Source organism: Glaciimonas sp. PCH181 (genome assembly GCF_003056055.1).
In the GTDB taxonomy this organism is placed as follows: Bacteria; Pseudomonadota; Gammaproteobacteria; order Burkholderiales; family Burkholderiaceae_D; genus Glaciimonas.
The window spans coordinates 296819-316325 of the sequence record NZ_PYFP01000001.1 but is presented as its reverse complement, the minus strand read 5'-3'; the positions used below and the strand labels follow the sequence as shown (position 1 = coordinate 316325).

Annotated in this window: 13 protein-coding genes and 1 pseudogene; 5 read left to right on the top strand and 9 right to left on the bottom strand. The window is 52.0% G+C overall.

Translation table 11 applies throughout. The features are described 5' to 3' along the window. Positions 1-313: 313 nt before the first annotated feature. Both C7W93_RS01370 and C7W93_RS01360 read right to left on the bottom strand, forming a co-directional pair. Positions 314-1030, bottom strand: coding sequence for a hypothetical protein (locus C7W93_RS01370; protein WP_146177497.1), 717 nt, complete (start codon positions 1028-1030; stop codon positions 314-316). A 457-nt stretch (positions 1031-1487) separates the two neighbouring features. Next, complete coding sequence (locus tag C7W93_RS01360) at positions 1488-1958, bottom strand: Lrp/AsnC family transcriptional regulator (RefSeq protein WP_201747137.1); 471 nt, start codon at positions 1956-1958, stop codon at positions 1488-1490. Between the two features lie 136 nt (positions 1959-2094). On the opposite strand from C7W93_RS01360, the gene C7W93_RS01355 reads away from it, so the two are divergent. Beyond that, positions 2095-5577, top strand: a complete 3483-nt coding sequence (locus tag C7W93_RS01355; RefSeq protein ID WP_108438406.1) for an indolepyruvate ferredoxin oxidoreductase family protein — start codon at positions 2095-2097, stop codon at positions 5575-5577. A gap of 45 nt (positions 5578-5622) precedes the next feature. Here the strand turns inward: C7W93_RS01355 and C7W93_RS01350 are convergent, their stop codons facing one another. The 6 genes and pseudogenes from C7W93_RS01350 to C7W93_RS01325 all read right to left on the bottom strand — a co-directional run. After that, the gene (locus tag C7W93_RS01350; RefSeq protein WP_108438405.1) at positions 5623-6591 is read right to left on the bottom strand and encodes a D-glycerate dehydrogenase; all 969 of its coding nucleotides are present in this window, start codon (positions 6589-6591) and stop codon (positions 5623-5625) included. 176 nt (positions 6592-6767) lie between these two features. Then, positions 6768-8048, bottom strand: coding sequence for an MFS transporter (locus C7W93_RS01345; RefSeq protein ID WP_108438404.1), 1281 nt, complete (start codon positions 8046-8048; stop codon positions 6768-6770). A gap of 70 nt (positions 8049-8118) precedes the next feature. Then, on the bottom strand, positions 8119-9069 hold the full coding sequence (locus C7W93_RS01340; protein WP_108438403.1) for a sugar kinase: 951 nt from the start codon (positions 9067-9069) through the stop codon (positions 8119-8121). A 63-nt stretch (positions 9070-9132) separates the two neighbouring features. Next, the gene (locus tag C7W93_RS01335) at positions 9133-9918 is read right to left on the bottom strand and encodes a sugar phosphate isomerase/epimerase (protein WP_108438402.1); all 786 of its coding nucleotides are present in this window, start codon (positions 9916-9918) and stop codon (positions 9133-9135) included. 233 nt (positions 9919-10151) lie between these two features. After that, on the bottom strand, positions 10152-11216 hold the full coding sequence (locus tag C7W93_RS01330; protein WP_108438401.1) for a LacI family DNA-binding transcriptional regulator: 1065 nt from the start codon (positions 11214-11216) through the stop codon (positions 10152-10154). A 149-nt stretch (positions 11217-11365) separates the two neighbouring features. Then, positions 11366-11641 (bottom strand): annotated as a pseudogene (locus tag C7W93_RS01325) (acetyl-CoA carboxylase biotin carboxyl carrier protein subunit); the annotation flags it as partial. 75 nt (positions 11642-11716) lie between these two features. On the opposite strand from C7W93_RS01325, the gene C7W93_RS01320 reads away from it, so the two are divergent. Next, positions 11717-12409 (top strand): IS6 family transposase, encoded by a 693-nt coding sequence (locus tag C7W93_RS01320; RefSeq protein ID WP_108438400.1) that lies wholly within the window; start codon positions 11717-11719, stop codon positions 12407-12409. A gap of 168 nt (positions 12410-12577) precedes the next feature. Here the strand turns inward: C7W93_RS01320 and C7W93_RS01315 are convergent, their stop codons facing one another. Next, positions 12578-16141, bottom strand: a complete 3564-nt coding sequence (locus tag C7W93_RS01315) for an indolepyruvate ferredoxin oxidoreductase family protein (protein WP_108438399.1) — start codon at positions 16139-16141, stop codon at positions 12578-12580. Between the two features lie 97 nt (positions 16142-16238). On the opposite strand from C7W93_RS01315, the gene C7W93_RS01310 reads away from it, so the two are divergent. The 3 genes from C7W93_RS01310 to C7W93_RS25385 all read left to right on the top strand — a co-directional run bounded on the left by C7W93_RS01310 (position 16239) and on the right by C7W93_RS25385 (position 19421). Next, positions 16239-17144: a LysR substrate-binding domain-containing protein gene (locus tag C7W93_RS01310; RefSeq protein WP_108438398.1), complete on the top strand. Its 906-nt coding sequence runs from the start codon at positions 16239-16241 to the stop codon at positions 17142-17144. A gap of 492 nt (positions 17145-17636) precedes the next feature. Further along, positions 17637-18581 carry a diguanylate cyclase domain-containing protein gene (locus C7W93_RS25390; RefSeq protein WP_370446379.1) on the top strand — a complete coding sequence of 315 codons (945 nt, stop codon included), beginning with the start codon at positions 17637-17639 and terminating at the stop codon, positions 18579-18581. Between the two features lie 54 nt (positions 18582-18635). Further along, entirely contained in the window at positions 18636-19421 is a 786-nt protein-coding gene (locus tag C7W93_RS25385) for a putative bifunctional diguanylate cyclase/phosphodiesterase (RefSeq protein ID WP_370446378.1), read from the top strand. Positions 19422-19507: the final 86 nt, after the last annotated feature.

The window sequence follows — 19507 nt, the reverse complement described above, 5'->3', positions numbered from 1 at the left end:
GTACTCTTTTTCTGTGAAAATGAACGCGATTTGGACCGCATTGCAGCGGTTTTGAGACCGCCATTCAGAAAATATTTTGTGCCGCAGTCGGAAAAGCTCGTCAGAATAAACCGCCCTGGTGACTTTGTTGGCGGTCGTCGAACACGTTATTGATAGTGCCAACGAATTTTTGTGTTTTTACACACTCTGGGCCAGAAGCCGACAGTCAACGGACCTACATAGATATCGCAAACAATAGCCGCCGGTTCGACGCCCAAAAGTGCTCAACAGTTTCAATATGCCCCAGGCATTGCTACCCAGGCCCCAAGCGGTCCTACGTTGATTCGATACTCGATTGTTCAAGTTTGCTGCAATAAATTGCGGACTCCATAAGCAACGTCAGAGCGATATCGGGGGCCAACACTTGTTTCACGTCTTGGATAGGGCGATTCGAGGCTTGTGCTGCGATGGCAGACCACCATGCGACAGGTGCGGCTCCAAATTCGCGCTTGGCACCAGGAATTTTTCCTGAAAGACAGGTGAGCGCTAAAGGCCACACTAGCTTCAGCAGATCTCGTGCCGCAAGGTGAGCTTGATGCTGAGCAGGAACTGAAGATCGACCTTCATTTATTCCGCCAATCGTCGACACGACGTGTTTAAACATTGCATCGAGATTGGGTATTTGTTGAGGCTGCAGGCCAGCACCTAGTGCGCCGCCAGCCGCCAACGACCATAGGCAGCGACTCCCATCGGCTTCCGTTTTGGGCATGAGCATATTGTTCAGTGCATCGCCAAACCAGTACTGTTCGCCAGACTTCGTGTCTATGCGATGAATGTTGCGCCCGACAACCGGCGGCGTTTCGGCGAACAGCGTGCGCTGCGCAGCGTAGCCCGCAATTGCACCGACCGCCGCAATATAGGTTTCAGCATGGACACGGCCATTGACCTGCAATCGCGGCTGGAGGTTCATAAGAAGATGACCCATCGCAAGATTGCAATCCATCTCATACGGGGTATTTTTCCAGGGAAGTACGTTTGGCGTGGATTTCATTTGGTCTTTCTCGATATTGGCTGGATATGATTTCTTAGCGGCCCACAGTCCGAGAAATTCTATCGCATCCACATGATTGTCGGATAAATGGTCGCGTCGAGCGTCCGATGTGGAGAAAACGGACAGACCGCTTCGGGTCGAAATCGGTCCCTAGCCTATGAATGTGACCGGTAGCTGCCGCGGCTACTACATGCGGGGCAGGCCGCTGCCGCGCTCGCTGTGCGATGGCCGTGTACTGGTGCTGTGCATCTAGACATGTCGTAATCCTTCTATTTTTAATCGTTTTTTTTAAGTAGAGGGTTAAGCAGCCGTTTGTACCGAGTACCATCGACTCGTTCTAGCTTTACCACAGAGCGCCGCGCGGTAATGCTGGATGAGAACTCTAACTCATCTGACAGCTTGTGTCAGGTCAAGGCTGAGCTAATACAAATTATCAAATAACCAAAATAACCAAAAACTATATCAACGGTGATGACCGAAATAAAACCGTCTTCAATGCAAAACTAGATTTAATATGCGCCACCCCCGGAATCCGTGTCAGCGTCCGCGTCAAAAATTCGTTATAGGCATCCAAATCCCGAACAACAACCCGCAAACTATAATCTGTATCCCCCGTCATCAAAAAACAACTCATCACCTCGGGCGCCAACGCAATTTTCTCCTCAAAACTAGCAATCACCTCCTCCGATTGCAACGCCAACGTCACCGACACCAACACACTAATCCGCCCCGCCAAACGCCCCTCATCCAGTCGCGCAACATACCCCTGAATAAAACCAGCCTCCTCCAAAACCCGTACCCGCCGCAAAACCGGCGTCAACGACAACCCCACCTGCTCCCCCAATTTACTCCACGCCATCCGGCCATCCTTAGCCAGCTCTTTCAAGATTTTAAGATCGATTTTATCCAAATCATCAATCGTAGTCATATATACCTACCTATTAAACAAAAAGTAAGCCAATTATACTAAAAATAGCCAATTCAATGGCTAACTACGGTTCCAAACACTAACCCCGAAAGCGTAATATTTCTTACCTTCCCGAGACAGCATTTGGAAACAAAACATGCCCAAAATCAACCAAACCTTTAATGCCAAAAACATCTACACCCACGTAGAAGGACGCACCTTTCTCACCGGCATTCAAGCCCTCGTCATGCTCCCAATGCTGCAACGGCAACTTGACCGCCAAGCCGGACACAACACCGCCGGACTGGTCTCGGGATATCGCGGCTCACCACTCGGCGCCTACGACCAGCAACTCTGGAAAGCCGCCAAAGACCTCGCCGCCCACGACATCGTCTTTCAACCCGGCCTGAACGAAGACCTTGCCGCCACCGCACTCTGGGGCGCGCAAATGCACAGCGCTTACGGCGCAACCACCGCCGATGGCGTGTTCGGCGTCTGGTACGGCAAAGGCCCCGGCGTCGACCGCACCGGCGACGTATTCCGCAGCGCCAACATGCTCGGCACCTCGTCACTGGGCGGCGTACTAGCTGTCTCCGGCGATGACCACGCCGCCCAATCATCTATGTATCCGCATCAAACCGACGGCATTTTTCAATCGGCGTCGATACCCGTTTTACAACCTGCCAGCGTACAAGAAGTCATCGACCTCGGTTTAGCCGGGTTCGCGATGTCACGCTATTCCGGCCTGTGGGTCGGCCTGAAAACGATTGCTGAAGTTATCGAAACCGCCGCCTCATTTGATATCGGTCAATTACCCTCCTACGTGATGCCAACCGATTTCATCGTCCCAAGCCACGGCCTGAACTGGGACCCTAGCATTGCCTGGCCCGGTCAACGCGCTGAGCTTGAACGCCGCTTAATAGACGAACGTCTGCCCGCCGCCCGCGCATGGGCCCGCGCCAACAAACTAGACCGTACTATCATCGTCGCACCAAACCGCAAACTCGGCGTGGTAACCGTCGGTAAAGCACACCAAGACTTGATGCAAGCGGTGGAAGATTTAGGCTTAAGTAAAACTGATCTGGAAGCCATGGGCGTGTCGGTCTACAAAGTCGCCATGAGCTGGCCGCTGGAAACAACTGGCATGCTGGCCTTTGCCGACGGCCATGCAGAAATATTCGTCGTCGAAGAAAAACGCGCCACGGTCGAAATCCAAATCAAAGAAGCGCTGTACCACCGCGCATCTGACCAACGGCCAAAAGTCAGCGGCAAAACCGATCCAGATGGCGCGCCGTTATTGGCCGAGGTATCTGAATTCACGCCGCTATTAGTCGCCCGTAAACTGATCGCCCGTCTGGTCGAAGCTGCACCAGATATCGCGCCAATGCTGCATGAACGTCTGATCGCGCTGGAAGCACGCCACAAGCCGGTGCGCGCAGCGGTCATCCCGATTCGCACGCCCTACTTCTGTTCCGGCTGCCCACACAATACCTCCACCAAAACACCTGACGGTTCGGTTGCCGGTGGCGGTATCGGCTGCCACGTGATGGCATTGGCGCAACCCGAATTGAAGACTAAAACGTTTAGCCAAATGGGTGGCGAAGGCGCGCAATGGATCGGTGCCGCGCCGTTCTCTGCGGTTAATCATATTTTTCAGAATCTTGGCGATGGCACTTATCAGCACTCAGGCTTGCTGGCGATTCGCGCCGCAGTTGCCGCCAAAACCAATGTAACTTACAAGATTTTATATAACGACGCGGTCGCCATGACCGGCGGTCAGGCGGCAGAAGGCTTGATCGACCCAGCGCGGATTACGCGCCAACTACACGCAGAAGGCGTCAGCCATATCGCCCTTGTCTCCGAAGATCCGCGTCGTTGGGATGGTAATCAGGATCTCGCCGCAGGCACCGTGGTTCACCATCGCGACGCGTTGGATACTGTGCAACGCGCCTTGCGCGAGATGCCGGGCGTCACCGCCATTATCTATGAGCAAACCTGCGCCGCCGAAAAACGCCGCAAACGTAAACGCAAAGAAATGCCAGACCCAGATAAACGCCTGTTTATCAACGAACGCGTCTGCGAAGGCTGCGGTGACTGTTCGGTGCAGTCCAACTGCATCGCCATCGAGCCGCTAGAAACCACTTTTGGCCGCAAACGCAAGATTAACCAAAGCGCGTGCAACAAGGATTTTTCTTGCGTGAAAGGATTCTGCCCGAGCTTTATCGAGGTTGAAGGTGCACGCTTGAGAAAGCCCGATGCCGCGCCACTTCTGGCATTGGAAACAAGCGTCGCTGCAACGCTGCCTATGCCGGTTATTCCTGCCATTTCCGGCACATTCAACGTGCTGGTTACCGGTATCGGCGGCACTGGCGTGTTGACGATGGGCGCATTACTGGGCGGAGCCGCGCATCTGGAAGGCAAAGGGTCGACGGTACTCGATTTCACTGGTTTGGCGCAGAAAAATGGCGCGGTTGTTAGTCAAGTGCGGATTGCGGCATCGCCTGAAGATATTTACGCGGTACGGATCGGACCGGGATCGGTCGATTTGTTGTTGGGCGCGGATCTGGTCGTGGCGTCGGCTGCCGATACGTTGATCAAACTATCGCCGACTTGCACAGCGGCCATATTGAATCTGGATGAGACACCAACCTCCGCCGTGATTGCCGAGCGCGATGCAACCCTGCCCGTGCAGCGGATGGTAGACCGGGTGAGTCAACGTTGTGCGGATAGCGCCTTTCATTCGTTGAAGGTCGGTGCGCTAGCCCAGAAAATCTTCGGCGATACGGTGACGACGCATACGTTGATGTTAGGTTATGCGTGGCAAAAAGGCTTGGTGCCGTTATCGTTTGAGGCGATCGATCGGACGATTGAATTGAACGGTGCGGCCGTGGCGCTGAATCGGCGTGCCTTTACGTGGGGGCGGATTGCTGCTGCTAGTCCAGAGACTTTGTTGATGCTGGATGGCAATGCCGTCGCTGACATTGCTGAAACTTTGGATCAACTTATTGCACGTCGTTTTCAGGATTTGATTGCGTATCAAAATATTGGTTATGCAGAGCGTTATCGGGCGCTGGTAGAGCGTGTGCGTTTGGCTGAAAAGGCTATCTCGACTAGCGAAGAATTGACCCATGCGGTGGCGGTCAGTGCGTATAAATTGATGGCTTATAAGGATGAGTACGAAGTAGCACGACTGTATGCCAGCGCTGAATTCAAGGCTTCTCTTGCGGGTCAGTTTTCAGATTCCAAGAAAATTTCTCTTTGGTTATCGCCACCATTGATTTCTAAAATTGATCCCGCTACAGGACGGCCGCAGAAACGGAAATTCGGTCCTTGGATTTTGTCTGCGTTTAATGTTCTGGCGCGGCTACGGGGCTTGCGGGGAACGCCACTGGATGTATTTGGCTATAACATCGAGCGTCAGCATGAGCGCCGTCTGGTTGCGGAGTATTTTTCGGAGATAGAGGAGCTGTGTTCGACTATTACAGCGACCAATCTTTCGCAGGCGATTTTGCTGGCGGCATTGCCACAGGATATTCGTGGTTTTGGTCCGGTGAAGGCGGAGGCGATTAAGAAATATGCTCTTCGTCGGGCGGAACTATTGCGCAGTCAACCGGAGGAAGCTGTGTTGAAGGTGGCGTGACAGGTTGGTTGCCTGTTCACGCAGTTTCAGTCAACTCTTGGTCTATTAACGTTGGGGATTTACTGCGTTAGTAGACTTTTTTCCATCTAGTGCGTCGATAAGGTTTTGCGCTGCGCAGACGGCCATACCGTGTCGGGTTTCGTGTGTGGCTGAGCCGATGTGCGGCAGCGCAACGACGTTTTTCATACGTAGTAATGGGGAGTCTGCGGATACGGGTTCTTGGGCAAATACGTCTAGCCCGGCACCGCGTAGCTGGCCTTTTTCTAGTGCGGCGATTAATGCGGGTTCATCGATGATGCTGCCACGTGAAATGTTGATCAAAATGGCGTGGGCAGGCATTAGTGCTAATTCGCGCGCGCCGATCATGCCTTGGGTTTCTGGTGTTAGCGGGACTGTGACGCAGACGAAATCGGCGGTTTTTAGCAGGTCATCTAGTGCGGTGAACCTGGCGCTGTAGGCTTGTTCTGCGGCGGGATTAGGGGAGCGGTTTGTATATAGCACGCGCATGCCGAAGCCGAGTGCGGCGCGGCGGGCGACTGCACCGCCGATGCGGCCCATGCCGATGATGCCGAGGGTTTTTCCCTGGACGTCGGTGCCGAAACAGTCGGGGCCGATGCTATGTTTCCAGTTTCCGGCACGGACGTAGTCGGCCATTTCTACTACGCGTCTTGCTGTGGCTAAGATTAGGGCGAAGCCGGTGTCGGCGGTTGTTTGCGTCAGGACATCAGGGGTGTTTAACAGGACTATGCCGCGCTGGGTTAGGTCGGCTGGATCGAATTGGTCAATGCCTACGGAGATTGTTGAGATGGCTTTCAGGTTGGGGGCTGCGTCGAGGATTGCGGCGTCAATTTTTACGCTGGCGCCGATGAGTCCTTCGGCGGTTGCCAACTCGGCGATAAAGGCATCGTGGTTGGTAGCGTTGATGGTATCGAACTGGGTTACTTGGAAGCGCGCTTTTAGCATCGCCAGGACGTCGTTGGAGACTTTTTTGTAGAGGATGATTTTAGATTGCATGATTAATTTTTGGTGTGGTTTAGATTGAGTGGTAATTGAAACGGTTTGCGCTCCGTAGAGGCTCTGTCGGCGGTAGCCCGACCGGTAGTCACTTTTTCTTGCTTCGGCTAGGCACCCCCGGCGAACTAACCGCGAAGAACATAGCATTTCAATTACCGACTAACCGAACCAAACCCTTACGCCGAACGCAACTGCCCACCCACAGCCTTAACTTCAACCGGCCCCTTAACCCACAAAGTCAACACCACCGCCATTAACAATCCCCCAGCCATAAACAAATACGACGCCATCGGGCTACCAGTAGCCCCATTTAAATAACCCACAACATACGACCCCAAAAACGACCCCAACGCCCCCATACTATTAATCAACGCCATCGCACCACCAGCGACATTCTTCGGCAACAACTCCGGAATAATCGCAAAAAATGGCCCATATGGCGCATACATAGCGGCCCCAGCAATCACCAACAAAGTATATGACCACCAAAAATGCCCACTACCAATCAAAAACGACCCCAGAAAAGCAATCGCCGCAATCAACAAAGCAGGCCAGACAAACAACTTCCGATTCTGCAATTTATCCGACGCCCATGACGACAACAACATCGCAATAATCGCAGCCAGATAAGGCACCGCAGACAACCACCCCGTCTCAACCATACTAATCGCCGAAGCATTCTTCAAAATCGACGGCAACCACAAAACGAATCCATACACCCCAATACTCCAGCAAAAATACTGCGCGCAAAGCTTCATCACTGCTGGCGACTTGAATGCCTCGGTATAATTACGCACCGGCTTCATCCCTGCTTGTTCGCTATCCAGCGCCGCTTTAATATCCGCCTTTTCCTCCGGCGATAACCAAGTCGACTCAGCCGGTTTATCCTGCACCACAAACCACCAAATTACCGCCCAGATAATCGCCGGGATACCCTCTGCAATCATCATATGACGCCAGCCGAAACTGTTGACCAGATAACCCGACAGCACTGACATCCACAAGACCGTCACCGGATTACCCAGAATCAAAAATGTGTTCGCACGCGAACGTTCCGTTTTGGTGAACCAATTGCAAATGTAGATCAGCATCGCTGGCATTACCGCGGCCTCCACCACGCCGAGCGTGAAGCGGATCACCATCAGCATGGGGATATTGCTGACCATCCCAGTCAACGCAGCACAGGCACCCCACAAAATCAAGCTCCAGAAAATCATTTTCTTGACGCTGCCGCGCTGGGCATACATTGCGCCTGGAATCTGAAAGAAAAAATAACCCAGAAAGAACAACGCACCGATTAACGATGACGTGCCATGCGTAATACCAAGGTCTGTATTAATTCCCGCAGCGGCTGCAAAGCCATAGTTGGCGCGATCCAGATATGCCAGACTATAGGTAATAAAAACGATCGGCATGATATACCACCAACGCCGGGCTGCTAATTTTTTTGTCTCCATGATTTTCTCTTAGATAGATTGTTTTTAAGGTTCTTATTGAGGACTTACGAAATTTTTTAAACGATCATACTCAGGCAACTAATAACTCTTCTTGCGCCAGTCTGGCCCGCGTCGGCAATCCTTCGCTATCGCCGATCACTTGAATCGCCATGCCGCCGATGCGATTCCCGCGCTCTACTGCAAACGCGATATCGCGGCCTTCCAGCAATGCGCTAATCACGCCGACTGCAAAGCCATCGCCCGCGCCGACCGTATCGACCACTTTTACAACAGGTTGCGCGGCGATGGTGCATTCACGTTCTGCGGTGCGGACATAAGCGCCCTCTTCGCCCAACTTGATGACGACGCCTTTTGCACCTTGCGCCAGATAGAAATCGGCGATCTCACGCGGGGTATCCAGCCCTGTCAAAATCCGTCCTTCCGCCAAGCCGGGCAGGACCCAATCAGCGTAGGAAGCCAACGTATTCAAGCGCGCAATCATAATTTCACGCGAAGCCCATAACGTTGGCCGCAAATTAGGATCGAAGCTGATACTTTTTCCAGCGGCGCGCATTTCTTGCGCAATATGTAGCGCCAGCGTGTACGACGTTTCAGAAATTGCCGGTGCGACGCCAGACAAATGCAGATGACGTGCTGCGCCAAAATAGTCAGCGTTATAGTCCGCCAACGACAAATGACTGGCTGCCGAGCCTTTCCGAAAGTATTCAATTTGCGGATCGCTGCCGTCGTCGCTGCGGGATTTCAACTGAAAGCCAGTACGGTATTGGGGATCAACAGTCACTGCGCCGGTATCGATATTTTCATCCGCCAGTGTTTTCAACACAAAGCGGCCGAAAGAATCAGCCCCGACACGACTGGCCCAGCCAACTTTAAAACCTAAACGGGCTAACCCGATCGCCACGTTTAGCTCTGCACCAGCGGCGCGTTTGACGAAGGACGTGACATCACCCAGATCGCCGGTTTCAGTCGCCACGAATAAGGCCATCGCTTCGCCGTAGGTGATTACATCAAGTGCTTGCATACAACTCTCCAACTGAATTTTATAGTGTGATTTTTTTAAACTGTCAGCGCCGGGCTTATCTGTTTAGACCGTACTTACTTGTTGCAACTGACGCAATTGCAATACATGCTGTCTGGCAACGGCGACCATGCCGCCTTTCGGCAGCGGATATTCAATCCCGCGTGGAACTTCGTTCGGCAATACATCCAGACAGGCGTTCCAATAGGCCAGCGTCTCTGCATCGGGGACAGCAGCAAATCGACGCACTCCTTCGCCTTGCACGCCTTTGAAATGGATGTAATCCACATACGATGCGAGTTGCTGCGCAGCCTGTAAGGGATCTTCGCCAGTCCAACGCCAATTGCCGATATCAAAAGTCATGCTGACCGCAACATCTGCCGCGTTACAACGGGCGAAAAAATGCGCAAAGTCGGCGATGCGTCCACCAGTCGGCAATTGTCCATTTTCAACCAGCAACGCGACCTTGGTCGTCGCTAAAACGGCGCGCAAATCAGCGACGTCAAAGTCGCCGGAATAGTCTACGAACTGAAGTTTAAGAGAGCGCGCATTCAGTGCTTCAGCTTCACGCAACAATGCGCCAAGTTCGGCCAGATTCAACTGACCATTTTCGAGAAATAACGATGCTGGCGCAGAATACACGGCATGCAAATTGTGCTCGCAGATAAGCGTTGCCAACGCCCGTAACGCAGCATCGGTAGTGCAAAGAGGATCGTGGAATAGTTCACGCCGGATTTCAATGCCATCGGCCCCGGCAGCCGCAGCCATGGGCACTATCTCGGCATGACCGTGTTTGATGACGTTATCCGCGCCGTACGCCGAAGCGACAACAACAATGTGTGGTGATGGCAAAACTGTCTCCTAATTTACCGGCGGCCTGATATGGCTCGCTGCGGTAGATGTTGCAATTCTTATTATTATTTGCTTAAATTTTCATGGTTTTAATGCTGCTGCAATACTTGGAACCGATTCCAAAAATAATTACAATTAAACCTAAGTTGTCAGATTTTCTATGCTTGTTAGAAAGAAATATCAAACAAAATAGCTTGGAACCGATTCCAAGATAGTCGGTAAAAAACCCTTCGTCAAGTTTTTTTTGGTGATATCACTGGCAATGTTGAGCTGCGCACTTTTAGCTCGCCTGGAAAACTCAAGACCCGCGCAGCTGGCGTCGCGCCCTCGATACGCTGAATCAAAAATTCGACCGCCGCATGGCCAATGTCAAAAGTTGGCTGGCGAATACTGGAAACATCCGCAGCAGCCAAACCGGCCCATTCCGGATCGTCAAACCCCAGCAATCCGACATCTTTCGGCCACTGCGCCCCAAGTTCACGCAACGCCAGCGCGACCCGTAATAACACCCGTCCATTACTTGCCAAAATAGCCGTGTGGCGCTGCGCCGCGTCTGCCAAACATAATCGCAATGCCGCATCCAGTGTTTGCGTATCACTCAAATCCACCTCCGAGGTCACGCCGATACATGCGCCGCCGCTGGCATTGACCAAGGTGTGCATAGCGCGTTGACGTTCCAACCGACTACTAATAAATCCAATGGGTTCGGTGATGAAATGAATCGCGCTGTAGCCCTGATCCATCAGATGTTGGGTTGCCAGACTGGCGGCCTGATCGTTATCCAGCCCCACCATGTCGCATTTGATCCGATCGGCGCGGCGATCAATCAGCACCATTGGCACGCCGGTGCGCTGTATCACTTCCAGATCTTCCTCTGGCAATGCAATTGGATTGATGACCAAACCTTCTACCCGATAGTTGGTCAGCAACGCCAGATAACGCTGTTCCAGCTTCAAATCGTTGGCCGAATTACACAGCATCAACATAAAGCCGTGCTGCTGACAGGCCGATTCCACCCCGCGCATGATTTCTACTGAATAGGGATTAGTAATATCGGCGACCACCATGCCGATCAGACGCGTGCGCCCACGCTTGAGGCCCTGCGCCATTTGATTCGGCCGAAAGCTCAGCTTCTCGATGGCGGCGGCGATACGTTTGCGTAAATCTTCTGACAACGCATCCATTTCGCCATTGAGATAGCGCGAGACGCTGGTCTTGCCCACCTTCGCTTCCCGCGCAACATCGCTGATGGTGGAAGTACGAGGAATGCCGGATGCAACGCTAGTTTTTTTAATCATGGTCTGGTAGGTGATGGCAACTGTTTTGCCGCGCCTATTATTCCACGCTTGTTTGCGCTTGTGTGTGGCGATAATCTCTTAAAACGGGAATAAAAGGCGGGAATAGCAGGCATCCCCGCCCCGGAAACAAGCATCCTAAACGGGTTGGATTACTGCGCGACTAACGTCAGTAACTGCGTACCGTCAGCCACCTGATCACCCACTTCGAACAGCAATTCTTCGATCACATCGGCGCTTGGGGCTGAAATGGTATGTTCCATTTTCATGGCCTCCATCACCAACAGCGGCGCACCTTTAGCGACAATTTCACCTTTTTTGACGTGAATCGCGACGATTTTTCCCGGCATCGGTGCCGTCAGACGCCCGCCTTCGGCCTCCGCTTCGCCGGCATGCGCCATCGGATCGGTATAGATCAACTGCGTATGCGGGTTCTGTCGCGTTGAGCAAAGTCATCGAGCCGCTCAGGTAGACTGCTGTCTTTGAAAAAAGGGCGAACCGACATGCTCAAAACCAAAGGAATGCGATTTCCCATCGACGTGATTCTGGTCTGCATCCGTTGGTACGCAGCCTACCCATTGAGTTACCGTCACCTGGAAGAAATGATGGAAGAACGCGGCGTGGTTGTCGATCACTCATCGATCAATCGCTGGGCGATCCGGTTTCTGCCGTTACTTGAAAAGGCTTTCCGCAAACACAAGCGGCCGGTTGGCGGAAGCTGGCGAATGGACGAGACCTATATAAAAGTCAAAGGCGTCTGGAGGTATCTCTATCGGGCCGTGGACAAGGACGGCAATACGGTCGACTTTCTATTGACGGCCAAGCGGGACAAGTGCGCTGCGAAACGTTTTTTCAACAAGGCCACGCAAGCTCATGGCGTTCCTGAAAAAGTCACGATGGATAAAAGCGGCGCCAACAAGGCGGCGATTGATGAGATCAATGCCGGCATGGACATTCCGATGGTCGTTCGGCAGGTCAACTACCTCAACAATATCGTCGAACATGACCATCGGGCCATCAAGCGCGTGACCAAGCCGATGCTCAACTTCAAATCATTTCGGTCCGCCAAACACATCTTGGCCCGCATTGAACTCATGCACATGATCCGTAAAAGCCAGCTCATGATGGAAGGCACCGATGAGATGACTTTTGCGGACCAATTTTATGCATTAGCGGGAAAAATCCGTCGAGTTTGAAGGCCGGTGCACCCGCCAGCTAGAAATCCGACTTGTCCTTGCTAACGCGACAGAACCCATCAGGTCGGGAACGACGCGCTTAGCGCGTTTTCAGCAAACGATTCGTGAACAATCAACAGCCATCGAATCTCGCCCGCCCCCGCCTGACGCAAAAATATCAGCGCGACATCAAGCTGCGACGACGCTTTTTTCTGGATGCCGATAACGGGCTAACAACTGCGTGCGCTTTTTATCGGCGGCGGCCATGTTGCGTTCTTTGACATGCCCAAAGCCGCGAATATCATCGGGAATGTTGGCTAGTTTTATCGCCAGATCTAAGTTGTCGCTGGTTAATGAACCGGACAACTCGTTAATCAAGCCGATGTAATCCTCAACCAATGCACGCTCGGCTTTACGTTCTTCGGTATAGCCAAAAATATCGAACGACGTTCCACGTAAACCTTTGCATTTCGCCAGCAATCGGAATGCAGGCAACATCCAGCTACCAAAATTCCGCTTAATCAACTCGCCCTGATTATTGCGTTTAGACATCAGCGGCGGCGCAAGATGAAACTTCAGTTGATAATCCTTGCCCGGTTCGCCCTCAAATTGCGAGCGCATTTTTTCAAGGAATTCCGGTGCTGAATACAGTCGAGCAACTTCGTATTCATCCTTGTAAGCCATCAATTTCGCTAGATTGCGGACAACCGTCGTCGTCAATGAATGTCCGCCGTCCAAGGTTTTTTCCTTGGCCCTGATACGTTCGACTACTGACAGATAACGGTCGGCATAAGCCTGATTCTGGTAGGCGGTTAACAGCTTTTGGCGATAAGCGATTAACTTGTCGAGCGACTCCGGCATATGTAAAACAATCGCGGTTTCGTTCGCTGGTGCCATAATATCTGCCAGCACGGCAGCGCCATGTTCGGCCAGATAACGGCCCCAATCGAAGGCGGATTTATTCTTCTCAACCGCGACCGCATTCAGTTCAATAGCGCGAATCATACTTTCGTAGGCCAGCGGAACCCAGCCTTTTTGCCAGGTATAACCGAGCAGCAAAGGATTGGCATAAATCGCATCGCCCAGCAGCACCAGCGCGCATTGATTTGCATCTAAAAATTCGCAACCTTCGCCGATGCTCTGACGTAATTCACTGCCGATTTCTGCGCTAGGGAAAGACCAGTTCGGATTCGTCAAAAATTGCGCTGTCGGCGTTTTTTCACTGTTGATGATGGCGCGGGTGATACCGCGCCGTGTCTTCGATAAAACATCTGCCGACGCCGACACAATCGCATCGCAACCGATGATCAATCCGGCCTCACCGGTGGCAACACGGGTCGCATAAATCGCGTCTGGCGTAGGTGCAATCTGGATGTGGCTGACGACTGCGCCGCCCTTTTGTGCCAACCCGGCCATGTCTAATACCGTCACGCCCTTGTTTTCCAGATGTGCTGCCATCCCTAGCAAACCACCAATGGTGACCACGCCCGTCCCGCCGACGCCGGTGACCAAAATGCCATATCCAGTCTCTAACGGCGCAATGATCGGACGCGGCAATGTAGTGAAGTTTGGCGTTGCGCCGTTACCCTTGGCCTTGACCACCGGCTTGCGCATTTGCGCGCCTTCTGCCGTCACAAAACTAGGGCAAAAACCCGTCACGCAAGAAAAATCCTTGTTGCAGGAAGACTGATTAATCTTGCGTTTGGTGCCCAGCGGCGTGCCCAGCGGCTCCACCGATAGACAGTTGGACTTGACCGAACAATCGCCGCAACCTTCGCACACGGCATCATTAATAAACACGCGCCGCGCCGGGTCTGGATACGTACCGCGTTTTCTGCGACGACGTTTTTCTGTCGCGCAAGTCTGGTCATAAATCAAGATCGACGTGCCCGGCATATCGCGCAGTTCGCGTTGCAGATCATCCAATTGTTCGCGATGATGGACGGTCACGCCTTCTGGCAATTTAACGTCGGTCGTGTATTTTTCAGGCTCATCGGTGACAATGATGATCTTCTTGGCGCCTTCGGCATGCATTTGATGCGCAATCTGCGGCACGGTCAGAATCCCGTCGACCGGCTGACCGCCAGTCATCGCGACGGCATCATTAAACAGAATTTTGTAGGTAACGTTGGCACTGGCGGCAATCGCAGCGCGGATGGCTAACAAACCCGAATGGAAATACGTGCCATCCCCCAAATTCACAAAAATATGCTTGTCATGGGTGAAATGCATCTGGCCCAGCCAAGACACGCCCTCGCCGCCCATTTGACTGAACGTTTCGGTGCTGCGATCCATCCACATCGACATATAGTGGCAACCGATTCCCGCCAGCGCACGCGATCCTTCTGGCACTTTGGTCGAGGTATTATGCGGGCATCCTGAACAAAACCACGGCGGACGCTCGGTGACGGCATGAGGCTTGCTGGCTTCGTATTCCTTGGCTTCGATAATCGCGATACGCGCCGCAATCCGTGCGCGGATATCCTCGGGCAGATCGGCCTTTGCCAGCCGTGTCGCAATCGCTTTGGCGATCAACGCGGGCGACAACTCGTAACGCGCTGGCAGCAACCAGTCGCCACGCGGCACCGACCATTCGCCGCCTTCATTATCGCGCTCATCAAATTTGCCATACACTTTTGGGCGCACGTCATCGCGCCAGTTGTACAACTCCTCTTTCAAGGCATATTCAAGAATTTGACGCTTTTCTTCCACCACCAGAATTTCTTCCAATCCGGTCGCAAAGGCGCGGGCGTCTTGCGCATCCAGCGGCCAGATACAACCGATTTTGAGCAAGCGAATCCCAATTTTTGCGCAGGTTTCATCGTCTAGCCCCAACTCTACCAACGCCTGACGCACGTCCAGATAAGCTTTACCAGCAGTCATGATGCCAAAGCGAGCAACCGGCGATTCGATCACGACGCGATTAAGTTTATTGGCGCGGACATAGGCCAGTGCTGCATACCATTTATAGTCGAATAATCTGGCTTCTTGCGCCAGCGGCGGGTCTGGCCAGCGAATGCTGACGCCATCGGCAGGCATCACAAAATCTTCAGGAATAACGATCTTGACGCGCTCTGGGTCCATTTCAACCGAAGCTGTCGATTCAACCACATCGGTGACGCATTTCATACCAACCCACAAGCCTGAATAGCGGCTCATCGCCCAGCCATGCAAACCGTAATCGATGTATTCCTGCACGCTAGACGGATAGAGCACAGGAATCCCGGCAGCGATCAGCGCATGCTCAGATTGATGCGCAACAGACGACGATTTAGCCGCATGATCGTCACCAGCCAGCAACAGCACGCCGCCATGCGGAGACGTTCCGGCAGAGTTGGCATGCTTAAAAACATCGCCGGATCGATCTACGCCGGGGCCTTTGCCGTACCACATCCCAAACACGCCATCGTACTTACCGGTCGGCCACAAATTTGTTTGTTGCGTACCCCAAACGGCGGTGGCGGCAAGCTCTTCATTGACGCCTGCCTGAAAGACAATGCTATTTTCCGATAGGTGTTTTTTTGCTTTCCACAATGCCAAATCGACCGCACCAAGTGGCGAACCGCGATAGCCCGAAATATAGCCTGCTGTGTTCAGACCCTGCAACTGATCGCGTTGCCTTTGCAACATCGGTAATCTGACAATCGCCTGCGTTCCACTGATGTAGACGCGACCTTTGTCGACGGTATATTTATCCTCAAGAGAAACCGCGGACAAAGCTTCCTGCATGGGGATCGACAGTGGAGAATTCACGCGGCTTGCCTCTTAATTTTTAATTAGGAGAACAGTATATTTATGCGTTAATCTTCCGTAAAACCACAAATAAGCATACCCAGTATCGGAAAAACGCATGGCATCCAATCTTACGCTCAGGCAACTTCGTTATTTTGTGGCAGTGGCGCAAGCCGGACAAATTTCATTAGCCGCCATTCAAGAAAACGTCTCCCAATCCACCATCAGCAATGGCGTGATAGCGATTGAGGATGAGTTGGGCGTGCGGCTGTTTGACCGGCTGCCGCAAGGCGTTTCGTTAACGCCCGAGGGTCAAGATTTTTTGCGTCATGCGCGGCATATTTTGGAGTCGGTGCGGGATGCTGTAGACAGCCCACGTTTTAAAGAAAAATCGCTATCAGGAACGGTAAAAATTGCGGCTTCGTACACGTTGCTAGGATATTTTTTACCAGATCAAATGGCGCGGTTTCGGGCCAGTTATCCAGATGTTGAGATTCAATTGCAGGATATGAATCGATTGGATATCGAGGATGCCGTGTTAGCTGGCGAGGTCGATATCGGCATTGTAATTTTGTCGAATGTGCAGCGGCAAAATCGCTTCGGTCATGCAGTATTGGTACGATCAAGACGGCAATTATGGGTAGCACCGACGCATCCTCTGGCACTGATTCGCTCGCCTTCGCTGAAAGATATCGCTGAATTTCCGTATTTATTATTAACCACGGATGAAGGCGAACATTCGGCGTTGCACTACTGGCGGCAAAATAGATTGCATCCAAATATTGTGATGCGAACCGGATCGATTGAGGCATTGCGCGGGTTAGTTGGACATGGCTTTGGCGTGACTGTGCTGTCAGATATGGTGTATCGCCCCTGGTCTTTGGAAGGAAAACGGATTGAAGCACGTCCGGTGCTGGACACTATTCCACATATGGATGCGGGGATGTTGTGGAAACGCGATGCAACGTTTTCAGAGGCAGCGCTGGCGTTTCAGCAATTCCTTATTCAGTCGTTTGGGGTGTAAAGAGCTGAAGTGACGGGTGAATTTTGTCCTGCCTGCCGCGAATCAATTTTAGGTGTAGATGAATCCCGGCGCAAAAGAGGCCACTTTAGGTAAAGTGTTAGTATCCGTACTAACCTGCTCATCAATAGCACTATCCCACGTGCATTGGATTCACCTATTCGGATCACAGTAGGTGACAAATCGTGGCCAACTTTGCCCCCACATCCAATTCGTGCGCCAACGCACATACAGTTCCAATTTTGCTATGTATTCTGCATAAGTTACCATGCAGTCAAAGCAGCTATTCCAAATCGCCTCAAATAGAGGTGATTACGTTTGAAAATTGACGTTCTAATGCATCCATTGCAACTTTAAGAGTTTGATCTCTTTAGGACGGTTATTGCGAAATGGACAAGTATGTATCTCGTTGGTTTTCTTGTCCTGATTTGCGGTCTTCTGGCGGCTATCTGGAAATTAGATACCCAGTGACCGTCTGGAAAGGGAAAGCGCCATATGAAAGAATCGTCAGAGTTAGCGGAGTTAGTCACCGCCAATAAAAAGCTTGCATTTCAAAACGATGAGAAAGAAAAACGGGCTGCTGAGCTCGTTATTGCGAACAAAGAGCTTGCCTTTCAAAACGGAGAGAAAGAAAAACGGGCTGCTGAATTAGCCATTGCCAACAAAGAACTCGCCTTTCAAAACGAAGAAAAAGAAAAACGGGCGGCTGAGTTGGTCATTGCCAACAAAGAACTCGCCTTTCAAAATGAAGAAAAAGAAAAACGGGCGGCTGAATTAGTCATCGCCAACAAAGAACTCGCCTTTCAAAACGAAGAAAAAGAAAAACGGGCGGCTGAGTTGGTCATTGCCAACAAAGAACTCGCCTTTCAAAATGAAGAAAAAGAAAAGCGCGTAGCAGAGTTAGTTATCACCAACAAGGAGCTTGCCTTTCAAAACAAAGAGAAAGGAATACTTGCCATTGAGCTGAATAACTTAGCCTTCTACGATACGCTGACCGGCTTGCCCAATCGACGGCTTTTGCTAGATCGGTTGCATCAGGCATTCGCCTCCAGTGAGCGTAGTGGTCGCGACGGTGTGCTGATGTTTATTGATCTGGACAAGTTCAAAGACCTCAACGACACGCTCGGCCATGACTTTGGGGATTTACTGCTACAGCAGACCGCCCTGCGCCTGGAATCCTGCACCCGTGAAAACGATACCGTCGCACGACTGGGTGGCGACGAATTTGTAGTAATGATGGGGGATTTGAGTCATCAGCCCATTGAAGCGGCATTACAGGCAAAAGCCGTGGGCGATAAAATTCTCTCGGCGCTCAATAAGCCTTACCTGCTGGCCTCGCATGAGTACCACAGCACCCCCAGCATCGGTGCGGCGCTTTTTAACGAGCAGGGAAAGTCTGCCGAAGAACTGCTGAAACGTGCCGATATCGCGATGTATTAGGCCAAGAAAGCAGGCCGTAACACCCTGCGATTCTTTAACCCGGAAATGCAGGACGTGATCAACGCCCGCACTTCGCTTGAAGCCGATTTACGCAAGGCACTTGAGAGCCAGCAATTTCAGTTGTATTACCAAATTCAGGTGGATGGTGCACACCGTCCTTTTGGCGCTGAGGCATTGATTCGCTGGCTACATCCAGAACGCGGCTTGGTATCGCCCGCACAATTTATCCCGCTGGCGGAAGAATCTGGTCTAATCCTGCCCATCGGACAATGGATACTGGAGACGGCTTGCGCTCAGCTCAAAATATGGCAGCAACATGCGCTCACCCGCGATCTGATTCTGGCGGTTAACATCAGTGCCGTGCAATTTCACCAAGCCGATTTCGTGGGGCAAGTGCTATCGCTCGTGCAACGCCACGGCATCACCCCAACGCGACTTAAACTGGAAATTACTGAAAGCTTGCTGCTAAAGAATATCGAAAATGCTATCGCAACCATGATTGCTTTGAAAGATATCGGTGTCCACTTCTCACTGGATGACTTTGGCACCGGTTATTCCTCCTTGCAATACCTGAAACGTCTGCCGATCTCTCAGGTCAAGATCGATCAATCGTTCATCCGCGATATCGCTACCGATATCAGTGATAAAGCGATTGTGCGTGCAATTATTGCCATGGCGCACAGTCTGAATCTGGACGTTATTGCAGAGGGAGTTGAAACAGAAGAACAACGACAAATTCTGCTGAACAAAAGCTGCACGCATTTTCAAGGATATCTGTTTAGCAAACCGATACCGATAGCCCAGTTTGAGGCTTTACTAAGGCAGCGTCACAATAGGTAAAGCGCGGACCGGCAGGCTGCAAGCGATCAAAATCAGAGATTGATGCACGAGGCGTACAATATCGCGAAGTTTAGTTAGCAAGCACA

What these genes read in the sequence shown, in the direction of transcription:
- C7W93_RS01340 (WP_108438403.1), bottom strand. Translation starts at nt 9,069, where the DNA reads ATGCAAGCACTTGATGTAATCACCTACGGCGAAGCGATGGCCTTATTC.
- C7W93_RS01320 (WP_108438400.1), top strand. Translation starts at nt 11,717, where the DNA reads ATGCTCAAAACCAAAGGAATGCGATTTCCCATCGACGTGATTCTGGTC.
- C7W93_RS01345 (WP_108438404.1), bottom strand. Translation starts at nt 8,048, where the DNA reads ATGGAGACAAAAAAATTAGCAGCCCGGCGTTGGTGGTATATCATGCCG.
- C7W93_RS01355 (WP_108438406.1), top strand. Translation starts at nt 2,095, where the DNA reads ATGCCCAAAATCAACCAAACCTTTAATGCCAAAAACATCTACACCCAC.
- C7W93_RS01350 (WP_108438405.1), bottom strand. Translation starts at nt 6,591, where the DNA reads ATGCAATCTAAAATCATCCTCTACAAAAAAGTCTCCAACGACGTCCTG.
- C7W93_RS25390 (WP_370446379.1), top strand. Translation starts at nt 17,637, where the DNA reads ATGAAAGAATCGTCAGAGTTAGCGGAGTTAGTCACCGCCAATAAAAAG.
- C7W93_RS01370 (WP_146177497.1), bottom strand. Translation starts at nt 1,030, where the DNA reads ATGAAATCCACGCCAAACGTACTTCCCTGGAAAAATACCCCGTATGAG.
- C7W93_RS01360 (WP_201747137.1), bottom strand. Translation starts at nt 1,958, where the DNA reads ATGACTACGATTGATGATTTGGATAAAATCGATCTTAAAATCTTGAAA.
- C7W93_RS01330 (WP_108438401.1), bottom strand. Translation starts at nt 11,216, where the DNA reads ATGATTAAAAAAACTAGCGTTGCATCCGGCATTCCTCGTACTTCCACC.
- C7W93_RS01310 (WP_108438398.1), top strand. Translation starts at nt 16,239, where the DNA reads ATGGCATCCAATCTTACGCTCAGGCAACTTCGTTATTTTGTGGCAGTG.